This is a genomic window from Streptomyces sp. NPDC031225 (assembly GCF_055570355.1).
Genome location: NZ_JBVIHJ010000001.1, coordinates 597993 through 616896 on the forward strand (window position 1 = coordinate 597993; position 18904 = coordinate 616896).

Consider the following 18904-nt stretch of genomic DNA (forward strand, 5'->3'; position numbering starts at 1 on the left):
AGCAACAGTTGTCGTTTTGCCTCACGGCGGCAGGCCTGTTTTGCTTCACCGCTCAACGACGCATTACAACGACCCCCTTGACCGCACCAAGCGACAGCCCCCTTTTTCCCTGAGGGGGTGACGTGGCCGTTCGACTGGAGTTGCACGTGGCCGGGCGCATCGAAGACTACGCACTCATCGGAGACATGCAGACCGCTGCCCTGGTCTGCCGGGACGGCACGGTGGACTGGCTGTGCCTGCCCCGCTTCGACTCGCATGCCATCTTCGCCGGCCTGCTGGGCACCGAGGAACACGGCTTCTGGCGGCTCGGACCCGCGCACGCGGCCGACGCCGAGCCCCCCACCGCGGCCCGGCGCGGCTACCGCGGCGACTCCCTGATCCTGGAGTCGGAGTGGGACACCCCCCGCGGCACGGTCCGTGTGACGGACTTCATGCCCCCGCGTGACGGCGCCCCGCAGCTGATCCGGATCGTGGAGGGCGTCTCGGGCCGCGTCCCGATGCGCTCGGCCCTGCGCATGCGGTTCTCCTACGGCCGTGTCGTGCCGTGGGTCCACAAGCACGAGGGCCGCACGGTCGCCGTGGCGGGCCCGGACTCGGTGTGGTTCGACACCGAGTGCGAGACCTACGGCAAGTCCCTGACGACGTACTCGGACTTCACGGTCGCCCCGGGTGACCGGATCGCGTTCACCATCTCGTGGGAGCCCTCGCACAAGCAGCCGCCCCCGCTGCCGGAGCCCGAGCAGTCGCTGGAGGCGACGCAGGACTTCTGGCGCGAGTGGGTCGAGCACTGTACGTACCACGGCCCGTACCGCGAGGCGGTGATCCGCTCGCTGATCACCCTCAAGGCGCTGACGTACGCCCCCACCGGCGGCATCGTGGCGGCCCCCACCACCTCCCTGCCCGAGGACATCGGCGGCGTCCGCAACTGGGACTACCGCTACACCTGGCTGCGGGACGCGGCCATCACCCTGTCCTCGCTGCTGCGCACCGGCTACCGAGAGGAGGCCCGTGCCTGGCGCGAGTGGCTCCTGCGGGCCGTCGCCGGCGACCCCGAGAACCTGCAGATCATGTACGGCATCGCGGGCGAACGGGAGTTGGGCGAGGCGGAGCTGGACTGGCTGCCGGGCTACGAGAGCTCCGCCCCGGTCCGGGTCGGCAACGGCGCCGCGCACCAGCTCCAGCTGGACGTGTACGGCGAGGTCACCGAGGCACTGCACCTCGGCCACATGACCGGCCTGGCCCGCAACGACTACGCCTCCCTGCTCCAGCTCAAGCTGATCCGCTACCTGGAGCAGCACTGGGACGAGCCGGACGAGGGCATCTGGGAGGTGCGCGGCCCGCGCCGGCACTTCGTGCACTCCAAGGTGATGGCCTGGGTCGCCGTCGACCGCACCATCAAGCTCATCGAGTCCGGGGACGCGGACGGCCCGCTGGAGAAGTGGCGCGACCTGCGCGACGACATCCATCGGGACGTGTGCGAGAAGGGTTACGACAAGGAGCGCAACACCTTCACGCAGTCGTACGGCTCGAAAGAGCTGGACGCCTCCCTGCTGCTGATCCCGCAGATGGGCTTCCTGCCGCCGGACGACAAGCGCGTGATCGGCACCATCGAGGCGATCCAGCGCGAACTGTCCACCGAGGACGGCTTCATCCTGCGCTACCCGACGACCTCGGGCGGCGACGAGAACCTCGACGGTCTGCCGGGCGACGAGGGCGCGTTCCTGGCCTGCTCGTTCTGGATGGCGGACGACCTGGCGATGATCGGCCGCGTGGACGAGGCCCGCAAGCTCTTCGAGAAGCTCCTGGCCCTGCGCAACGACCTCGGCCTGCTCGCCGAGGAGTGGGACCCGCGCCTGAAGCGCCAGGTCGGCAACTTCCCGCAGGCCTTCAGCCACGTCCCCCTCATCGACACGGCACTGCGGCTGACGGCGTCGGGGGCGTACGGCGGTTGACCCGCTGATCCACGGGGGACCGGGGCGGCCGACGGCTGAACAGGCCCGTCGGCCGAAGCCCGCCTAGGCTGGTGCCATCACCCCCAAGGAAGGGGGCGCCCCCATGGCATCCCCGTCAACTGCGGGCGCGGCCCTCACCGCGCTGCGCGAGGAACTGGTCGGCGACGTGTTCGCCCCGGGTGATCCGGGCTTCGACGAGGCCCGGACCGTCTTCAACTCGATGATCGACCGACGGCCCGCGGTCATCGCGCAGTGCGTGACCGAGGACGACGTCGTACGGGCCGTCCGCTTCGGAAGAGACCTGGACCTGCCGATCGCGGTGCGCGGCGGCGGGCACAGCGTGTCCGGCATGGCCCTCAACGACGGCGGACTGGTCATCGACCTGCGCCATCTGCGTACGGTCACCGTCGATCCCGCGGCCGGGTCGGTGCGCGTCGCGGGCGGCGCCACGATGAGCGACCTGGACCGGGCCTGTCAGCCGCACGGCTTGGCCACCACCGGCGGCCGGGTGTCCACGACCGGCGTCGGCGGCTTCGTCCTGGGCGGCGGTTCCGGCTGGCTGGACCGCTGGTGCGGGCTCGCCGTCGACAACCTGCTCGGCGCCGACCTCGTCACCGCGGACGGCGAGCGGGTCCACGCGAGCGCCGACGAGAACCCGGAGTTGTTCTGGGGTCTGCACGGCGGGGGCGGCAACTTCGGCGTCGCCACCGCGCTCACCCTCAAACTGCACGCACTGCCCGAGTTCTCCATGGCGCTGCTGCTGTACCTACCGGAGTTCGGCCCCGAGGTCGTCCGCACCTACCGCGAGCTGATCTCCGTCGGCCCGGACGAGGCGAGCGGCGGTGTGCTGTACATCACCGGCCCGCCCGAGGAGTTCGTACCGCCGCACCTGGTCGGCACGCTCCTGTGCGGTGCGCTGCTGACGTACGCCGGGTCCGAGGAGGAGATGCTGAAGCTGGCCGAGCCGCTGCTGGCCCTGCCGCACGAGGCGGAGGTCATGGGGGCGATGCCGTACGCCGATGTCCAGTGCATGCTCGACGATCCGCCGGGGATGCGGAACTACTGGTCGGCGGAGTACCTGACCGGTGTGCCGGACGACTTCCTGGACGTCTACTGCTCCCGGGCGCAGTCCCTGCCCGTGCCGACCGGCACCATGCATGTGCTGTTCCCGCTGGGCGGGGCGATCGCCGCGGGTCCGCGCGACTACCCCGTGCCCTACCGGGACGCGCCGTGGGCCGTGCACCCCTTCGCGATGTGGGAGGACCCGGCGCAGGACGAGCGGTGCATCCAGTGGGTCCGGGACGCGTGCGCGGACGCGCGACCGTGGAGCACCGGCGCGGTCTACCTGAACTTCATCGGTGACGAGGGCACCGAGCGGGTCACGGCCGGCGTGGGCGCGGAGAACACCGGACGGCTGGCCGCGCTGAAACGCCGTTACGACCCGGACAACGTGTTCCGCTTCAACCACAACATCAGCCCGGCGTAAGGGCCGTCAGGGTGCGCTCGCCGCCCGGGTCCCCCGCCGTCGCCGGAACGAGGGCGATCTCGTCGAGTCCCGCCTCGGCATAGGTGTCGATCCTGGCCCGTACGGCGTCCACGTCGCCCACCAGACCGAGCGTGGCGGCCGCCCTCGGCGGGAGGGCGCGCAGCAGGGTCTCCGGGTCGGCCCCGGTCGCCGCGAGCATCACCGCCTCGCCGAATCCGGCCTCGACGAACACCTCGCTGTAGCCCGGCACGGTCAGGTATCCGGCGATACTGCCCAGCACCTGCGCGAGCGACTCCGGTGCCGGGTCGACGGCCGCCGGCAGCCACGCGGCGAGCGTGGGCGGCGTGCGGCCCGCCTTCTCCGCCGCCACGTCCAGCTGCGCTCGCAACGCCCGCACCTGCTCCGGGGAGACCACGTCCAGCAGCATCCGGTCGGCGTGCGCGGCGGCCGTGGCGATCGCGCGGGGCCCGAAGGCGGCGACGGTGAGCGCGCCACCGGGCGCGGGCAGCCGTCGGCGGAACATGCTGCCGGGCACGACCGGCTGCCCCGGAACGCCGTGCATCAGCCGCCGTACGGCTGCCGCGCTCTCCTCCAGTACGGCCGCGGGGCGCGTCCTGGGCCGGTCGTGCACGCCCTCCACCACCCGCTTGCTGGAGGTGCCCAGCGCCACCCCGACCGGCCGTCCGACGAGCGCCGCGACCGACGCGGCGCCCCTGGCCACGGTGTACGGGTCGCGCACGGACACCGGCACCGGACCGGCGGTCAGCGTCACCCGCTCGGTGGCCCGCCCGATCGCGGCGGCGAGGACGAAGGAGTCCCACGTCGGCCCTTCACCGGCCCACACCTCCCGGTAGCCGAGCCGGTCGGCGACCACCGCCACCCGTACCGGCTCCTCGACCGGAGTGTCGTCCTCCCGTGCCACGGCAACCACGCTGAAGTCCATGCCCCGGCCGCTACCCCGACACGGCGCCGGGCACGCCTCGGGTAGCGTCCGGCTCATGGACAGCGCTACGAGCAGCGGATTCGACACCCAGGGCGCCGGGATCACCGTGCAGCGGGCGCTGGAGCTGCCCGGTCTGCGCAGCGGGCTCCCGGAGATCCTCGCGGGCGCGGACCGGCTGCACCGGACCGTGCGCTGGGTGCACGCGGGCGAGGTGCCCAACATCGCTTCCCTGCTGAAGGGCGGCGAGCTGCTGCTGACCACCGGCTACGGTCTCGGCACCCGTCCGGCCGAACAGCGCGCGTTCGTCCGCACCCTGGCCGAGCGCGGTATCGCGGCCCTGGTCGTCGAGCTCGGCCCGCGTTTCACCCGGCTGCCCGCCTCCCTCGTCGACACGGCCCGCGCGACCGGCCTGCCGCTGGTCCAGCTGCACCGCGAGGTGCCGTTCGTGGCGGTCACCGAGGAGATCCACACCGAGATCGTCAACGGCCACTACGCGCTGCTCCAGCGCGCGGAGGAGGTGCACAGGCGCTGCACCGAGGCCCTGCTGGGCGGCGGCGGTGTCCCTCAGGTACTCGGCATCCTGGCCGACTTCAGCGGCAACCCGGTCTTCCTGGAGACGCCGGACGGCCGGCTCCTGTACGCCGCCGGGGCAGGCCCCGAGGGCGCCGACCCGCTCCAGGTGTGGGAGGGACTGCGCAGCCAGCACAAGGACTCGCCGCCGTCCGGCTCGGCTCTCGTGGACGTGCCCGGGGGCGGCCCCGGCACGGGTTCGGTACGGGCGCGGCTGGTCCTGCTTCCGGTACGGGCCCCGCTCGGGCCGGTGCACCGCATGGCGGCCGAACGCGCCGCGGGCATCCTGGCCGTCGTCCTGATGCAGGCCCGCCAGGAGGAGGAGCTGGCGGCACGCGGCCGCGGCGACTTCCTCACCGACCTCGCCGAAGGCAGGATCACCGCCGAGGACGCGCCCGCACAGGCGCGCGTGCTGGGCTTCAAGCCGGGCACGGGTCCGCTGCTGCCGGTGGTGATGCGGCTCGGCGACGCCCTCTCCCCGGGCGGTGGCTGGGCGGTCCTGGCCCGGGCGGTCTCCGAGGAACTGGCCGCGGTCGGTGTGCCCGTCCTGCTCGGCGTGCGACCGGTCGAAGGCCGTGTGCTCGTGCTGCTCGGACTGCGCTCGGAGTCGGAGCGGTCGGCGGTCGCGGACCGGGTCGCGGCGGCTCTGCGGGCGGGTGTGGAGCGGGCCGGGATGCAACGGCCCGGTGCCCAACCGCCCGTGGTCGTGGTCGGCATGGCGGGCAGCTGGGCGGCGGCCTCGGCGGGCCTGCGCCACGCGGCCGAGACGGCGACGGCCGCACAGGGCCTGTCCGACCGCCCCTGGTACGACGCCCGCCGCCTCGACATCGACCTGCTGCTGTGGCGGCTGCGTGACCACCCGGACCTCGCGGCCTTCGTGGACCGCGCGATCGGGCCGCTGCGCGCCCACGACAACCGTTCCAAACCGCCGCTGCTGCCCACGCTGGAGACCTATCTGGCGCACGCGGGCCGCAAGGCGGAGACGGCCCGCGAACTCCACCTCAACCGGCAGACCCTCTACAACCGCCTCGCCCGCATCGGCGAGTTGCTCGGCACGGACCTCGACGACCCGCAGACGGTACTGGCGTTGAGCCTGGCGCTGCGGGCGCGCCGGCACGTGCCCTAGATCAGCGGCCGGAGCTGGGTCAACTCGTCGTAGACGCTGAGCACCTGAGCGACGGTCTCGTCCTCGGTGGGCCAGGTCGCCGCCTGCCGCACGCCCCGCTCCCTCAGCAGGTCCTGCCGCTCGGGATCCCCGAGCAGCCGCACGACGGCCTCGGCGAGCGCCTGCGGGTCGCCGTACGGGACGAGTTCGGCCGCGTCGCCGACGAGTTCGGGGATGCCGCCGACCGCGGTCGCGACGAGCGGCACGCGCGCGTGGAAGGCCTCCTGGGCGAGCACCGAGCGGGCCTCCCAACGGCTGGGCAGGAGTGCGAGATCGGCGGCCGCGAGCAGTTCGGTGATGTCGTCGCGTCGGCCGATGAGGCGAACCGGCAGCCCTTCTTCCTCGATGCGGCTCTGCAGGACGGGCCGCAGCGGGCCCTCCCCCGCGACGACGACAAGCGGTACGGGATCGAGAAGGCGCCACGCGCGGGTGGCGTCCAGCAGCGTCTCGTAGCCCTTGTGCCGCTCCAGAGCGCCGACCGCGATCAGCAACGGCCTGCCGGTGGCCCCCAGTTCGGCCCGCATTTTCGGCCGCAGCCGATCGGGGTCCTCCTGCTCGACGGCCCCGCGCGGTCCGGGCAGGGCCACTGCGGCGAGCCGCGCGTCCCGGGCACCCGTCCCGCGCGCCCGGTCCACGAGCGCCGAGGTGGATCCGAGGACCACGGAGGCGGCCTTCACGACCCGGCGCTCGAGGAGGCGTACGAAATGAGCCCGCGCGCCCTCGGCGTACACCCGGTCGTGCCAGGTGACGATGAGCGGAGTCCGCCGCCCGGCGAGCGCCAGCACCGCACGGAACGAGGCGTGCAGCCCGTGCGCGTGCACCAGGTCCGCATCCGCGCATGCCGCCCGCAGCACGGCCACGGAGGTCGGATCGCTGCTGCGCGGCACGTGCACGTGTTCGGCACCGGCCCCGGAAAAGTCGTAGGTGCGATCCGCCTCGGCGGGGGCGCACACCGTGACCCGCACGCCCCGCGCGACGAGCCCCGAGGTCAGGGAGCGCACATGCGCGCTGCTGCCGGCATTGCCGCCGCCCAGCACCTGCACGGTGCGCAGCGGCGACTGGCCGTGCGGTGAGTGGCTGCTCACGGGGGTCACGTGGCCGGGGCTCCTGGTTCGGGTCGGACGGTCACGAGGAAACGTACAGAAGGTGTCGAGCGGAGGGGTGTACCGCGCGCTTCCTACGCGTGATGGGTTCTCCCCCAAGGATGCCAGGACGTACGGGTGTTCCGCGCATACGGAGAGCGAGCGCAAGGGCGCGCGCGGCGAGTCGGGGTCACTCACACGAGTGAGAGCACGGTGCCCGCCCCCGTTCCAGGGCGCTCCACCCCAGGGCGCACGACACTCCACGCCGACCCCCACCCCCCAGGGGCGCGGGGAACTGCGCGACCGGCCCCCACCGGCCCGCAGCCGACACAACCCGACCGGCCACCCACCCACCCCCCGCCGCCACGCCCGACGCGAGTCAACGGTGGCCGCGACTACCCAGGACGCCCCGTCACGCGTCCGCCCGAGCCGTCGCCAGCAACTCCTCCGCATGCGCACGGGCCGTCTCGGAGTCCTCCTGCCCGGCGAGCATCCGGGAGAGCTCCCGAACCCGCTCCTCGCCCTCCAGCACCTTCACACCGGACCGGGTGACGGACCCGTCGTTGGTCTTCTCGACCAGCAACTGCCGGTCGGCGAAGGCGGCGACCTGAGGCAGGTGCGTCACGACGACGACCTGCGCGGTCTTCGCGAGCCGCGCCAGGCGCCGCCCGATCTCCACCGCCGCCTTGCCGCCGACACCGGCGTCGACCTCGTCGAAGAGATACGTCGGCACGGGGTCCGTCCCCGCGAACACGACCTCGACGGCCAGCATCACGCGTGACAGCTCACCACCGGACGCGCCCTTGGCGATGGGCCGCGGCGGCGCCCCCGGGTGCGGGGCGAGCAGCAGTTCGACCTCGTCGACACCGGACGTCCCGTAGGCGACGGTGCGCCCGCCGACCTCCACACCCTCCGGGTCCTCGGTCTGCCGGATGTCGAACGACACACGCGCGTGGGGCATCGCCAGCGACGCCAGCTCTGCCGTCACCGCCGCCGCAAACCTCTCCGCGGCGTCCGTTCGCGCGTCCGACAACGCCTGTGCCAGCCCGCCCAGTTCGGCCCGGAGCGCGTCCCGCTCGGCGGTCAGCTCGTCGATCCGCTCGTCGTCGCCGTCGAGTTCGGTGAGACGCCCGGCGCTCTGCTCGGCCCAGGTGAGCACGGCGGCGACGTCATCGCCGTACTTCCGTGTCAGCGCGGTGAGGGCGGCCCGGCGCTCCTCGACGGCCGACAGCCGCAGCGGATCGGCGTCCAGGTCGTCGGCGTACCCGGCCAGCTCACCGGCCACGTCGCCCAGCAGGATGCCGATCTCCCCGATCCGGTCGGCGAGCGCGGCAAGGGCGGGGTCGTGCGACCGTACGGCCTCCAGAGCCCGCTGGGCGCCCGCCACGAGCGTCGCGGCATCGATGCCCTCAGGATCCTCGGGGTTCCCGGCGAGGGCGCCGTGAGCGGCCGTGGCGGCCGACGACAGTGCCTCGGCGTGCCCGAGCCGCTCGGCCTCCTCGGCCAGTTCGACGTCCTCACCGGCACGCGGCTCGACACCGGCGATCTCGTCGAGCCCGTACCGCAGCATGTCGGCTTCCTGGGCCCGCTCACGCGCGCGGGTGACGATCTCGTCCAGCTCGACGGAGACGGCCCGCAGCCGCCGGTAGGCCTCGGTGTACTTGGCCAGCGGCACGGTGACCGCGTCGCCCGCGTACCGGTCGAGCGCCTGCCGCTGCCGGTTCAGCTTGAGCAGCCCCTGCTGATCGGTCTGGCCGTGCACGGCGACCAGCTCGTCGGCGAGCTCGGCGAGCACCCCGACCGGCACGGACCGCCCGCCCAGGTGCGCCCGGGACCGCCCTTCGGCGGAAACGGTACGGCTGATGAGCAGCGCCCCGTCGTCGATCTCCGCCCCGGCCTCCTCGGCCCGTACGACCACGCGGTCACCGGGGGACACACTGATCCGCCCCTCCACGACCGCTTTCTCGGCCCCGATCCGCACGAGCGCCGCGTCAGCCCGTCCACCGAGCAGCAACCCCAGGCTGGTGACCACCATGGTCTTGCCCGCACCCGTCTCACCGGTGACAGCAGTGAACCCGGGTGACAGCTCGACGACAGCGTCGTCGATGACTCCGAGCGACCGTATCCGCATCTCTTCCAGCACGGTGACGACCTTACGAGGTCGGGGCAACGAGATGCGAGGCCCCCTGTCACTCGGGCGAGTGGAGGTTTTTCAGGGGCGCGGGGCTGTATCGACTTGCGGCTCCGCCGCGTGGGCGCGACAAGCCCCACCGGCTCGCAGCCGCCCACGCTCCGCAACCACCCCCACGGTTGGCTAGTGAGGCGCCCCCCGCCACCCGGAAACGGGCAACGCGAACTTCGCCACAAGCCGATCCGTGAACGACGCATGATGCAGCCGGGCCAACCGCACCGGCACAGCACCCCGCCGCACCTCGACCCGCGCCCCCGGCGGCAACTCGAAGGTCCGCCGCCCGTCGCACCACAACACACCCGGCGGAATGTGCGGCAGCAATTCCACGGCCAGCACGGAGTTCGGCGAGGTCACCAACGGTTTCGCGAACAGCGCGTGTGCGGAGATCGGGACCATCAGCAGCGCCTCCACCTCGGGCCACACCACGGGCCCGCCCGCGGAGAACGCGTAGGCCGTGGACCCGGTGGGCGTGGACAGCACGATCCCGTCACACCCGAACCCGGTCACCGGCCGCCCGTCGATCTCCAGCACGACCTCGAGCAGCTTCTCCGCGCCGGCCTTCTGCACGGCCGCCTCGTTCAGCGCCCAGTCGGTGTGGACGATGTCCCCGTTCCGGTGAACGATGACGTCGACCGTCATACGCTCCTCGACCTCGTACGACTTGGTCACCACCCGGTCGACGACCTTGTCGAGGTCGTCCCGCTCGGCCTCCGCGAGGAACCCGACACTGCCCAGGTTGACGCCCAGCATCGGCACCCCGGAGGCCCGGGCGAACTCGGCGCCGCGCAGCAGCGTCCCGTCACCGCCGAGCACGATGAGCAGTTCGCACCCTTCGAGGCACTGCGGAGTGGCCTCCTTGACGAGTTCCACCTCGGGCGGCAGCGGCAGGTCGGCGGCCTCGTACTCCAGGACGCGCACGCCGATCCCCGACTGCATCAGTCCCTTCACGACCAGCTCGGCACTGCGGATGGCCGCGGGCCGCCCGGTGTGGGCGAGCAGGAAAACAGTACGAGCTCGGTTCTGGCTCAACGCGGCCCCTCCGCAACTGCACGGTCGACATCGGCCGGGTCCAGGGCGGGCGCCCCGGCACGCAGCCACAGAAAGTATTCGACATTGCCCGAGGGCCCGGGCAACGGACTGGCCGTGACGCCGTTCACCCCGAGCCCGAGTTCGGCCGCTTTTCCGGCGACCCCGCGCACGGCCTCGGCCCGCAGCTGCGTACTGCGGACGACTCCCCCACTGCCCAGCCGTTCCTTCCCCACCTCGAACTGCGGCTTGACCATCATCACCAGGTCGGCGTCCGGCTTCACGCACCGCACAAGGGCGGGCAGTACCAGTCCGAGCGGGATGAAGGACAGATCCCCCACGACAAGATCCACTGGTTCCCCATCGATCGCTTCGAGCGTCAACTCGCGTACGTTCGTACGGTCTTTGACGGTGACGCGTTCATCGCTTTGGAGAGACCACGCGAGTTGGCCGTAGCCGACGTCGACGGCGACCACGTGCGTGGCACCGGCCCGCAGCAGCACATCGGTGAAACCGCCGGTGGACGCACCGGCGTCCAGCGCCCGCCGCCCCTCGACGACCAGCCCCCGCGGCACGAACGCCTGGAGGGCACCCGCAAGCTTGTGCCCGCCCCGGGACACGTAGTCGGGATCACTGTCGTCGCTCTGGACCAGGATCGCGGCCGCGGTCTCCACCTGGGTGGCGGACTTGGTCGCGACGGTCTTGCCGACGGTGACCCGCCCGGCCGCGATCAGCTGCCCGGCGTGCTCGCGCGAGCGCGCGAGCTTCCGCCGGACCAGCTCCGCGTCCAGACGACGGCGTGCGACTCCTGCCACGTTCGGTTCAGCTCCTAGTGCCATACGAGGGTGAAGGCACCCTCTGGTCATACGACGGCGAGGGCGCCGGAGGTTCCGGGCGGGCGTCGAGCGCCGTGAGCGCGTCGCGCAGCCCCCGGTGTACATCCTCGTACACCTCGCCGTGGCCGTCCGTGGCGAGGTGGTCGGCGTCGCCCAGCCGCTCCAGCCGGGCGTCGACCTCGACGTTGCCGGTGGGGATGCGGGGCACGTTCAAAGGCGCGGGGGCAGCAGGGTCGTACCCGGGGTCGACCGGGACCTCTTGTGAAGGCTCTGGAACTGCGTCGCTCATGCCCAGACGCTACCTCGAACCCCTGGGGTACCGTCGATCGCGATGGCCACGATCGAGGAGTGCCGCGCCGCACTCGAGAAGCTCTCCGACACCATGCGGAACGCCGAGGGGGACGTCGCCTCGGCGGCGTCGATGGACCGCTCGGTGAGCTGCCGCATCACCGATCTCGACGTGACCTTCGTCGGCCGGATGACGGGCGGCCGGATCGTGGTGCGGGACACCCTCCAGGGCCCGCCGAAGGAGAAGGCCCAGATCAGGCTGGCCATGTCCGGTGACGACCTGGTGGCCCTGGTGAACGGCGAGCTGAACTTCGCCAAGGCCTGGGGCTCGGGCCGGGTGAAGCTGGAGGCCGGTCTCAGGGACCTGCTCCAGCTCAGGAAGCTTCTGTAGCGCCCACCGTCCCGCTGCCGGCCTCCACACGCACGCGTGCCTTGCGGGCCGCCGGTACCACCAGGGGTGTCCCCGTCTCGGGGTCGTCGATGACCTGGCAGCGCAGCCCGAAGACCTCCTCGACCAGGCCGGCCGTGACGATGTCGTTCGGGGCGCCCTCGGCGATGATCCTGCCGTCCTTGAGCGCGATCAGATGTGTGGCGTACCGGGCCGCGTGGTTGAGGTCGTGCAGGACGGCGACCAGCGTCCGCCCCTGCTCCTCGTGCAGCTCGGCACAGAGATCGAGGACGTCGATCTGGTGCTGGATGTCGAGGTAGGTCGTCGGCTCGTCGAGCAGCAGCAGCGGGGTCTGCTGGGCGAGCGCCATCGCGATCCACACCCGCTGCCGCTGACCTCCGGACAGCTCGTCGACGTACCGCTCGGCGAGCTCGGCGACCCCGGTCTGCCGCATGGACTCCTGGACGACCCGCTCGTCCTCGGTGGACCACTGGCGCAGGATGCCCTGGTGGGGGTAGCGGCCGCGGCCGACCAGGTCGGCGACGGTGATCCCGTCGGGCGCGATCGAGGACTGCGGGAGCAGGCCCAGGGTGCGGGCGACCTTCTTCGCCGGCATCGACTGGATGGCCTGTCCGTCGAGCAGCACCTTGCCCCGGCTGGGCTTGAGCATCCGTGAGAGGGCCCGCAGCAGTGTGGACTTGCCGCACGCGTTGGGGCCGACGATCACCGTGAAGGAGTTGTCGGGTATCTCCACCGACAGTTGCTCGGCGATGACGCGCTGGTCGTAGGCGAGGGTGACGGTGTCGGCGGACAGGCGGTTCACGGTGCTCCTTGGGTTGTTCAGTCCGCTGGTGAGGCTGCTCTCGGCGCTCATATCCGGCCCGCCTTGCGCTCGGTGACCAGGAGCCACAGCAGGTAGACCCCGCCGAGTACTCCGGTGACCACGCCGACGGGCAGCTGGTCGGCACCGAAGACCTTCTGCGAGACCCAGTCGGCGGTGACCAGGAGGGTGGCGCCCATGCACAGCGACGGGAGCAGGTTGGGGCCGGGCGAGCGGGTCAGGCGGCGGGCCAGTTGCGGTGCGGTGAGCGCGACGAAGCTGACCGGTCCCGCGGCCGCGGTGGCGGCGGCGGTGAGCAGGACGGCGGCGACCAGCAACAGCAGCCGTACGCGCTCGACACGCACGCCGAGGGCGTTCGAGACGTCGTCGCCCATCTCCATCATCCTGAGGCCGCGCGCGTTGACGAGGACCAGCGGGACGAGGACGGCGCACAGCCACAGCAGCGGCCAGACCTGCGCCCAGTCACGGCCGCTGAGCGAACCGGTCATCCAGACGACGGCCTGCGCCGCCTCGGTGAGAGTGGACCTGGTCAGCAGATAGCCGTTGACCGCGGTGACGATCGCGGAGACCCCGATTCCGACCAGGACCAGCCGATATCCGTGCACACCCTGTTTCCAGGCGAGCAGATAGATCGCGAGCCCGGTGACCAGGCCGCCCACCAGCGCGCCCGTGGTGATCTGGGCCGCGCTCCCGGAGAACAGCACGATCATCGTGAGCGCCCCGGCCGTGGCCCCCTGGGAGAGCCCGAGCACGTCCGGACTGCCCAGTGGATTGCGGGAGATGGCCTGGAACAGCGCACCGCCGAGCCCGAGCGAGGCGCCGACCAGGAGCCCTACGAGGACCCGGGGCAGCCGAAGCTCGTTGACGATGAACTCCTGCCCGGCGTTTCCGTTCCCGAGCAGTGTCCTCAGGACGTCCTTGGCGGGGATCGGGAAGTCGCCGGTCCCGATCAGCACGACGCTCGCGGTGAGCGCGGCGAGCAGGATCAGGCCGACGACGACAGCGGCCCGGACGTCCACCCGGACCGAGAGTCCGCCGGGGGTCCTGAGGGCACGGTTGGTCTTCACAGCTGCGCCGTCCTCCGCCGTCGTACGAGAAAGATGAAGACCGGCCCGCCGATGAGCGCGGTGACGATGCCGACCTGGAGCTCCGCGGGCCGGGCGACGATCCGCCCGATCACGTCGGAGCCCAGCAGCAGCGCGGGCGACAGGACGGTCGCGTACGGCAGGATCCAGCGCAGGTCGGGCCCGGTGAAGGAGCGCACGATGTGCGGCACCATCAGGCCGACGAACACGATCGGTCCGCAGGCGGCGGTGGCGGCCCCGCACAGCACGGTCGCGGAGAGCATGGCCAGCGCCCGGGTGCGGTTGAGGCTGGCGCCGAGAGCCTTGGCGGTGTCGTCGCCCATCTCCATCGCGTTGAGCGGCCGCGCCAGCGCGAGGGCGAGAAGCGAGCCGGCCACGAGGAACGGGAGCACCTGGAGGATGGTCGAGTTGCTCGCCGAGGACAGCGAACCGACCGTCCAGAAGCGCATCTTGTTGAGCGCCTGGTCGTCGGTGATCATCACGGCCTGGAGGTAGCCGTACAGCGCCGCGCTGATCGCCGTACCGGCCAGCGCGAGCCTGACCGGGGTGGCACCACGGCTGCCGCCCAGGAACCAGACCAGCGCGCCCACCGCGGCCGCGCCGAGAAAGGCGAACCACACATAGCCGTTGAGCGAGGTGACGCCGAAGAAGGTGATCGCGGTGACGACCGCGGCGGACGCGCCCGCGTTGATGCCGAGCAGCCCGGGGTCGGCCAGCGGATTGCGGGTGAGCGCCTGGAGCACCGCCCCGGACAGGCCGAGCGCGGCGCCGGCGAGCAGTCCCAGCACGGTCCGCGAGAGCCGGTCCGCCACGACGACGTCGCCGTAGGTCCCCGTGTCCTCGAACAGGCCGTGCCAGACCTGCGCGACGGACAGTCCTTTCGCGCCGATCGCGATGCTCGCCACCGCGACGAGCACCAGGATCACGACGGAGACGAGGAGCCCGACGACTCGTATCGCCCGGCGGGTCGGGGGCGCGGGGGCGGTCTCCGCGCGCTGTTCGGGAGCACTGTCGACCAACACCCGGTTAGGTTAGCCTACCCTGCCAAGCAGTCACGATCCTGAGGCCCGGAACGCACCCGGACTCAAAGGAACGCCCGCCCCCATGGCTCTGCCCGCCCCCCACGGCTCACAACCCCAGCTTGGCCAGCGCCTTGCCCCCGTCCAGCTCGCACGCCGCTTCTCCCCCCGCCGTCCAGGCCGCCGCACACAGCGCCCGCAGTCCGTCCAGCGCCTCGCCGTCACCGTCGAGTTCCAGCCGCTCCGTACCGGCCGTCGCCGTCCAGCCACCGCACCGGAAGCCCTCTCCCGCCTCGGTGACCTCGGGCTGCCCGGTGAGCAACCCCCGCAGATCGGCGTCCACATAGGTCGGCCGGTGCTGCGGCGGTGCCGCCAGCAACTGGGCACCGTCGGTGACACCGGTGAGCACGAGCAACGAATCGACCTCCCCGTTGATTGCGCCCTCAATGTCGGTGTCCAGCCGGTCCCCGACCACCAGCGGCTTCTTCGCACCGGTCCGCAGGATCGTCTCCCGGTGCATGGGCGGCAACGGCTTGCCCGCGACCTGCGGCTCGGCACCGGTCGCGATCCGCACGACCTCCACCGCGGCGCCGTTGCCCGGCGCGATGCCACGTCCGCTCGGAATCGTGAGGTCGGTGTTGGACGCGAACCAGGGCACCCCGCGCGCGACGGCATAACTGGCCTCGGCGAAGCGCCCCCACGGCAGATCCGGCCCGCCGAAGCCCTGCACGACCGCCGCCGGATCGTCGTCCGCCGACTCGACGGGCTCCAGACCGCGCTCCCGCAACGCCACCCGCAGTCCCTCGCCCCCGATGACGAGCACCCTCGCTCCGGCGGGCACCTGTTCGCTGATCAGCCGCGCGACCGCCTGGGCGGACGTGATGACGTCGTCCGCTCCCGTCGGTATGCCCAGCTCGGTGAGGTGCTCGGCCACGGTGTCGGGCGTACGCAGCGCGTTGTTGGTGACATAGGCGAGGTGCATCCCGCCCTCACGCGCGACGGCGAGCGACTCGACCGCGTGCGCGATCGCGTTCCCACCCGCGTACACCACCCCGTCGAGGTCGAGCAGCGCCGTGTCGTACGCCTCATTCAGAGCCTGCCCACTGCCCTCGGGCCTCGTCCTCACGCCCTGGCTCATTCCGCATCGCTCCTAGTTCGACGGCTTTCCCCCGATCATCCCCCATGCCACTGACACCCGTACGATGCCGGGATGAACACAGCAGGTCACCCGGAAGCAACGGCGCGCCGAGGCCTGGAACTCACCCCGTTCCGAGGCCTGCGCTACGACCCCGACCGGGTCGGCAGCCTCGCCGCCGTGACATCCCCGCCGTACGACGTCGTGGTCCGCCCCGACGGCCTGCACCAGCTCCAGTCCAACGACCCGTACAACATCGTCCGGTTGATCCTCCCGCAGGCGAGCACCCCGGCCGAACGCAACGAACAGGCGGCCCGCACCCTGCGCGGCTGGCTGTCCGAGGGGATCCTGGCCGCCGACCCCGAGCCCGGCCTGTACGTCTACGAACAGCAAGACGGCGCCGGCCTGCTCCAGCGCGGAATCATCGGCACCCTGCGTCTGTCGGACCCGTCGGAGGGCGTCGTCCTGCCCCACGAGGACGTCATGCCGCACGTCGTCGCCGACCGCGCGGCCCTCATGCGCGCCACCTCGGCGAACCTGGAGCCGCTGCTCCTCACCTACCGCGGCAACGGACCCACCGCCGACTTCGTGGAACGCACCGCCGAGCAACCACCGCTGCTCGCCACCACCACGGAGGACGGCTACAGCCATCGCCTGTGGTCGGTCACCGACCCTGCCGACCTGGCCCGCGTCCAGGCCGACCTGGCCCACCACCAGGCCCTCATCGCCGACGGCCACCACCGCTGGGCGACCTACTGCCGGCTGCGCGCGGAACACCCCTCGCCGAGCCCCTGGGACCACGGCCTGGTCCTCCTCGTCGACACGGCCCGCTACCCCCTCCGCGTCCGAGCCATCCACCGCCTCCTGCACGGTGTCCCGGTGGCAGCGTCCCTCGCCCTACTCGACGGCCTCTTCCGGGTACGGCACCTCGATGTGCCCCTGGCGGAAGCCCTGGAGACCCTCGCCGACGCGGCCTGCGCGGGCAACGCCTTCCTGCTCGCCGGCGACGGCGCCTTCCACCTCGTCGACCGCCCCGACCCGGATCTCCTGTCCCGCACGATCCCCGGGGACCGCCCCACCGCCTGGCGCACCTTGGACGCCACGGTCCTGCACGCCACCCTCCTCGCCCACATCTGGCGCATCCCCGAGGACGACCCCGCCCGCATCGCCTACATCCACGACACGGCCGCCACGGTCGAGAAGGCGGAACGCGACGGCGGCACCGCCGTCCTGATGCACCCGGTCCGCGAGGAGGTCGTCCGCGACCTCGCCCGCCAGGGCGTCACGATGCCCCGCAAGTCCACGTCGTTCGGCCCGAAGCCGGCATCGGGCCTTGTCCTTCGCGCCCTGGACCTATGACGCAAGAAGGGGCGGGATCCCGGGATCCCGCCCCTTGTTCTCACCTCACTGCAGCCCTCAGTCCTTGAGGTCGCTCTCGTCACCGTCTTCGTCGTCCACGGCCTTCTCGACGACGACTTCAGCGTCACTCGCAGCGTCGACCTCGGCCTCAGCCTCGTCGAAGGCGTCGACGAACTCCACGCCGTCCATCTCGGCGAGCCGGTCGGAGGCGTCCGTGCTGCCGTCCTTGTCGGACTCCACGGCCTTGGCGAACCACTCCCGCGCCTCGTCCTCCCGACCGGCCGCAAGCAACGCGTCGGCGTACGCGTACCGCAGCCGCGCGGTCCACGGCTGCACGGAGTTGGAGGCGAGCTCGGGACTCTGGAGCGTCACGATGGCCGCTTCCAGCTGGTCCATGTCCCGCCGGGCACCGGCAGCGACGAGCCGCATCTCGACCTGCCCGGCCTTGTCGAGCTTGTGCACCTCGGGCGCCCCGGCCATGTCCAGCGCCTTCTCCGGCCGCCCGAGCCCCCGCTCGCAGTCGGCCATGACCGGCCACAGTTCCACGTGCCCGGTCATCCGCCGCGCGGCCCGGAACTCGGCGAGCGCCTCGCTGTACTTCTGGTTCGCGTACGCCGCGAACCCGGCCGCCTCCCGTACGGCGGCCACACGCGACGCCAGCCGCAGGGCGATCTTGGAGTACGCGTACGCGCCCTCCGGATCCTCGTCGATGAGCCGGGCGACCATCACCAGGTTCTTGGCGACATCCTCCGCGAGCCCCTTGGGCAGGCTCTGCAGCTCCTGCCGTACGTCCTTGTCGATCTCGTTGCCCGTGACGTCCTCGGGGATCGGCAGCCGCTTGATCGGCTCACGGTCCCGGTCGCGCTCCTCACGGAAACGCCCCCCGCCACGCCGGTCGTCACCACCACGCCGGTCATCCCGCCCACGGAACCCACCGCGGTCGTCCCTACGGGGACCACCACTTCCACCACGGTTGTCGTCACGCCGGAAGCCGCCAGCGCTGCGGTTGTCGTCACGCCGGAAACCAGCACGGTCCCCGCCACCACCACGGTTGTCATCACGCCGGAAACCACCGCGGTCATCGCTGCGACGGTCATCGCGGCGGTCGTCTCGGCGGTCGTTGTCACGGCGGAAGCCGCCGCGGTCGTCGCTGCGGCGGTCGTCCCGGCGCGGCGCGTAGCTGCTGCTGCTGCTGCTGCGGTTGTCGTCGCGGCGCTCTACGCGCTCCCCACGGTCCCCGCGGTCGTCGCGACGGAAGGCAGGCCGGTCACCGTCACGCCGGAAGCCACCGTCACGGTCGTCCCGGCGAGGCCCAGCCGGCCGGTCATCGCGCCGGAACGGAGGACGAGCCCCACGATCCCCACCGCGATTGTCGTCACGCCGGAAACCACCGCGATCACCGCCACCACTGCGGTTGTCATCACGGCGGAAGCCACCACGGTCACCGCCACCACTGCGGTTGTCATCACGGCGGAAGCCACCACGGTCACCGCCACCACTGCGGTTGTCATCACGGCGGAAGCCACCACGGTCACCGC

At 72.0% G+C, this 18904-nt stretch carries 16 protein-coding genes; 5 read left to right on the plus strand and 11 right to left on the minus strand.

The genetic code is table 11. The features are described 5' to 3' along the window. Window positions 1-146: 146 nt before the first annotated feature. Both ACZ48Z_RS02755 and ACZ48Z_RS02760 read left to right on the plus strand, forming a co-directional pair. Window positions 147-1952 carry a glycoside hydrolase family 15 protein gene (locus tag ACZ48Z_RS02755; protein WP_468734002.1) on the plus strand — a complete coding sequence of 602 codons (1806 nt, stop codon included), beginning with the start codon at window positions 147-149 and terminating at the stop codon, window positions 1950-1952. A gap of 103 nt (window positions 1953-2055) precedes the next feature. Beyond that, a complete protein-coding gene (locus ACZ48Z_RS02760) occupies window positions 2056-3438 on the plus strand; it encodes an FAD-binding oxidoreductase (RefSeq protein ID WP_468733966.1) in 1383 nt (460 codons plus the stop codon). On the opposite strand, the gene ACZ48Z_RS02765 is transcribed toward ACZ48Z_RS02760, so the two are convergent. Continuing rightward, a complete protein-coding gene (locus ACZ48Z_RS02765; protein WP_468733967.1) occupies window positions 3425-4381 on the minus strand; it encodes an LLM class F420-dependent oxidoreductase in 957 nt (318 codons plus the stop codon). The genes ACZ48Z_RS02760 and ACZ48Z_RS02765 overlap by 14 nt on opposite strands. A gap of 55 nt (window positions 4382-4436) precedes the next feature. Between ACZ48Z_RS02765 and ACZ48Z_RS02770 the strand changes: the two genes are divergently transcribed. Further along, on the plus strand, window positions 4437-6077 hold the full coding sequence (locus ACZ48Z_RS02770; protein ID WP_468733968.1) for a PucR family transcriptional regulator: 1641 nt from the start codon (window positions 4437-4439) through the stop codon (window positions 6075-6077). Here the strand turns inward: ACZ48Z_RS02770 and ACZ48Z_RS02775 are convergent. From ACZ48Z_RS02775 to ACZ48Z_RS02795, 5 genes are all read right to left on the minus strand, one after another. Beyond that, window positions 6074-7210, minus strand: coding sequence for a glycosyltransferase family 4 protein (locus ACZ48Z_RS02775; protein ID WP_468733969.1), 1137 nt, complete (start codon window positions 7208-7210; stop codon window positions 6074-6076). The two genes, ACZ48Z_RS02770 and ACZ48Z_RS02775, sit on opposite strands and share 4 nt — an antisense overlap. Window positions 7211-7610: 400 nt before the next feature. Further along, complete coding sequence (gene recN / locus ACZ48Z_RS02780) at window positions 7611-9329, minus strand: DNA repair protein RecN (protein WP_468734003.1); 1719 nt, start codon at window positions 9327-9329, stop codon at window positions 7611-7613. Window positions 9330-9512: 183 nt separating this feature from the next. Beyond that, window positions 9513-10418: an NAD kinase gene (locus tag ACZ48Z_RS02785; protein WP_468733970.1), complete on the minus strand. Its 906-nt coding sequence runs from the start codon at window positions 10416-10418 to the stop codon at window positions 9513-9515. Then, window positions 10415-11230 carry a TlyA family RNA methyltransferase gene (locus ACZ48Z_RS02790; protein WP_468733971.1) on the minus strand — a complete coding sequence of 272 codons (816 nt, stop codon included), beginning with the start codon at window positions 11228-11230 and terminating at the stop codon, window positions 10415-10417. Before ACZ48Z_RS02790 ends, ACZ48Z_RS02785 begins: the two co-directional genes overlap by 4 nt. A 7-nt stretch (window positions 11231-11237) precedes the next feature. Continuing rightward, window positions 11238-11540, minus strand: a complete 303-nt coding sequence (locus ACZ48Z_RS02795; protein ID WP_468733972.1) for a hypothetical protein — start codon at window positions 11538-11540, stop codon at window positions 11238-11240. A gap of 42 nt (window positions 11541-11582) precedes the next feature. On the opposite strand from ACZ48Z_RS02795, the gene ACZ48Z_RS02800 reads away from it, so the two are divergent. Beyond that, a complete protein-coding gene (locus ACZ48Z_RS02800) occupies window positions 11583-11930 on the plus strand; it encodes an SCP2 sterol-binding domain-containing protein (protein WP_468733973.1) in 348 nt (115 codons plus the stop codon). On the opposite strand, the gene ACZ48Z_RS02805 is transcribed toward ACZ48Z_RS02800, so the two are convergent. The 4 genes from ACZ48Z_RS02805 to ACZ48Z_RS02820 all read right to left on the minus strand — a co-directional run bounded on the left by ACZ48Z_RS02805 (window position 11914) and on the right by ACZ48Z_RS02820 (window position 16010). Further along, on the minus strand, window positions 11914-12801 hold the full coding sequence (locus ACZ48Z_RS02805) for an ABC transporter ATP-binding protein (protein ID WP_468733974.1): 888 nt from the start codon (window positions 12799-12801) through the stop codon (window positions 11914-11916). The genes ACZ48Z_RS02800 and ACZ48Z_RS02805 overlap by 17 nt on opposite strands. Next, the gene (locus ACZ48Z_RS02810; RefSeq protein ID WP_468733975.1) at window positions 12798-13835 is read right to left on the minus strand and encodes a FecCD family ABC transporter permease; all 1038 of its coding nucleotides are present in this window, start codon (window positions 13833-13835) and stop codon (window positions 12798-12800) included. Before ACZ48Z_RS02810 ends, ACZ48Z_RS02805 begins: the two co-directional genes overlap by 4 nt. Next, window positions 13832-14875: a FecCD family ABC transporter permease gene (locus tag ACZ48Z_RS02815; protein ID WP_468733976.1), complete on the minus strand. Its 1044-nt coding sequence runs from the start codon at window positions 14873-14875 to the stop codon at window positions 13832-13834. The genes ACZ48Z_RS02810 and ACZ48Z_RS02815 overlap by 4 nt, the downstream gene beginning before the upstream one ends. 106 nt (window positions 14876-14981) lie before the next feature. After that, window positions 14982-16010 carry an HAD hydrolase-like protein gene (locus ACZ48Z_RS02820; protein ID WP_468733977.1) on the minus strand — a complete coding sequence of 343 codons (1029 nt, stop codon included), beginning with the start codon at window positions 16008-16010 and terminating at the stop codon, window positions 14982-14984. A 72-nt stretch (window positions 16011-16082) separates the two neighbouring features. On the opposite strand from ACZ48Z_RS02820, the gene ACZ48Z_RS02825 reads away from it, so the two are divergent. Further along, window positions 16083-17366, plus strand: coding sequence for a DUF1015 domain-containing protein (locus tag ACZ48Z_RS02825; protein WP_468733978.1), 1284 nt, complete (start codon window positions 16083-16085; stop codon window positions 17364-17366). A 57-nt stretch (window positions 17367-17423) separates the two neighbouring features. On the opposite strand, the gene ACZ48Z_RS02830 is transcribed toward ACZ48Z_RS02825, so the two are convergent. Next, on the minus strand, window positions 17424-18200 hold the full coding sequence (locus ACZ48Z_RS02830) for a tetratricopeptide repeat protein (protein WP_468734004.1): 777 nt from the start codon (window positions 18198-18200) through the stop codon (window positions 17424-17426). Window positions 18201-18904 lie beyond the last annotated feature (704 nt).

Bases quoted from the DNA above. Each gene is read 5' to 3' on its own strand.
- ACZ48Z_RS02825 (WP_468733978.1), top strand. From the start codon at position 16,083: ATGAACACAGCAGGTCACCCGGAAGCAACGGCGCGCCGAGGCCTGGAA.
- ACZ48Z_RS02820 (WP_468733977.1), bottom strand. From the start codon at position 16,010: ATGAGCCAGGGCGTGAGGACGAGGCCCGAGGGCAGTGGGCAGGCTCTG.
- ACZ48Z_RS02770 (WP_468733968.1), top strand. From the start codon at position 4,437: ATGGACAGCGCTACGAGCAGCGGATTCGACACCCAGGGCGCCGGGATC.
- ACZ48Z_RS02805 (WP_468733974.1), bottom strand. From the start codon at position 12,801: ATGAGCGCCGAGAGCAGCCTCACCAGCGGACTGAACAACCCAAGGAGC.
- ACZ48Z_RS02800 (WP_468733973.1), top strand. From the start codon at position 11,583: ATGGCCACGATCGAGGAGTGCCGCGCCGCACTCGAGAAGCTCTCCGAC.
- ACZ48Z_RS02760 (WP_468733966.1), top strand. From the start codon at position 2,056: ATGGCATCCCCGTCAACTGCGGGCGCGGCCCTCACCGCGCTGCGCGAG.
- recN (WP_468734003.1), bottom strand. From the start codon at position 9,329: ATGCGGATACGGTCGCTCGGAGTCATCGACGACGCTGTCGTCGAGCTG.
- ACZ48Z_RS02765 (WP_468733967.1), bottom strand. From the start codon at position 4,381: ATGGACTTCAGCGTGGTTGCCGTGGCACGGGAGGACGACACTCCGGTC.
- ACZ48Z_RS02795 (WP_468733972.1), bottom strand. From the start codon at position 11,540: ATGAGCGACGCAGTTCCAGAGCCTTCACAAGAGGTCCCGGTCGACCCC.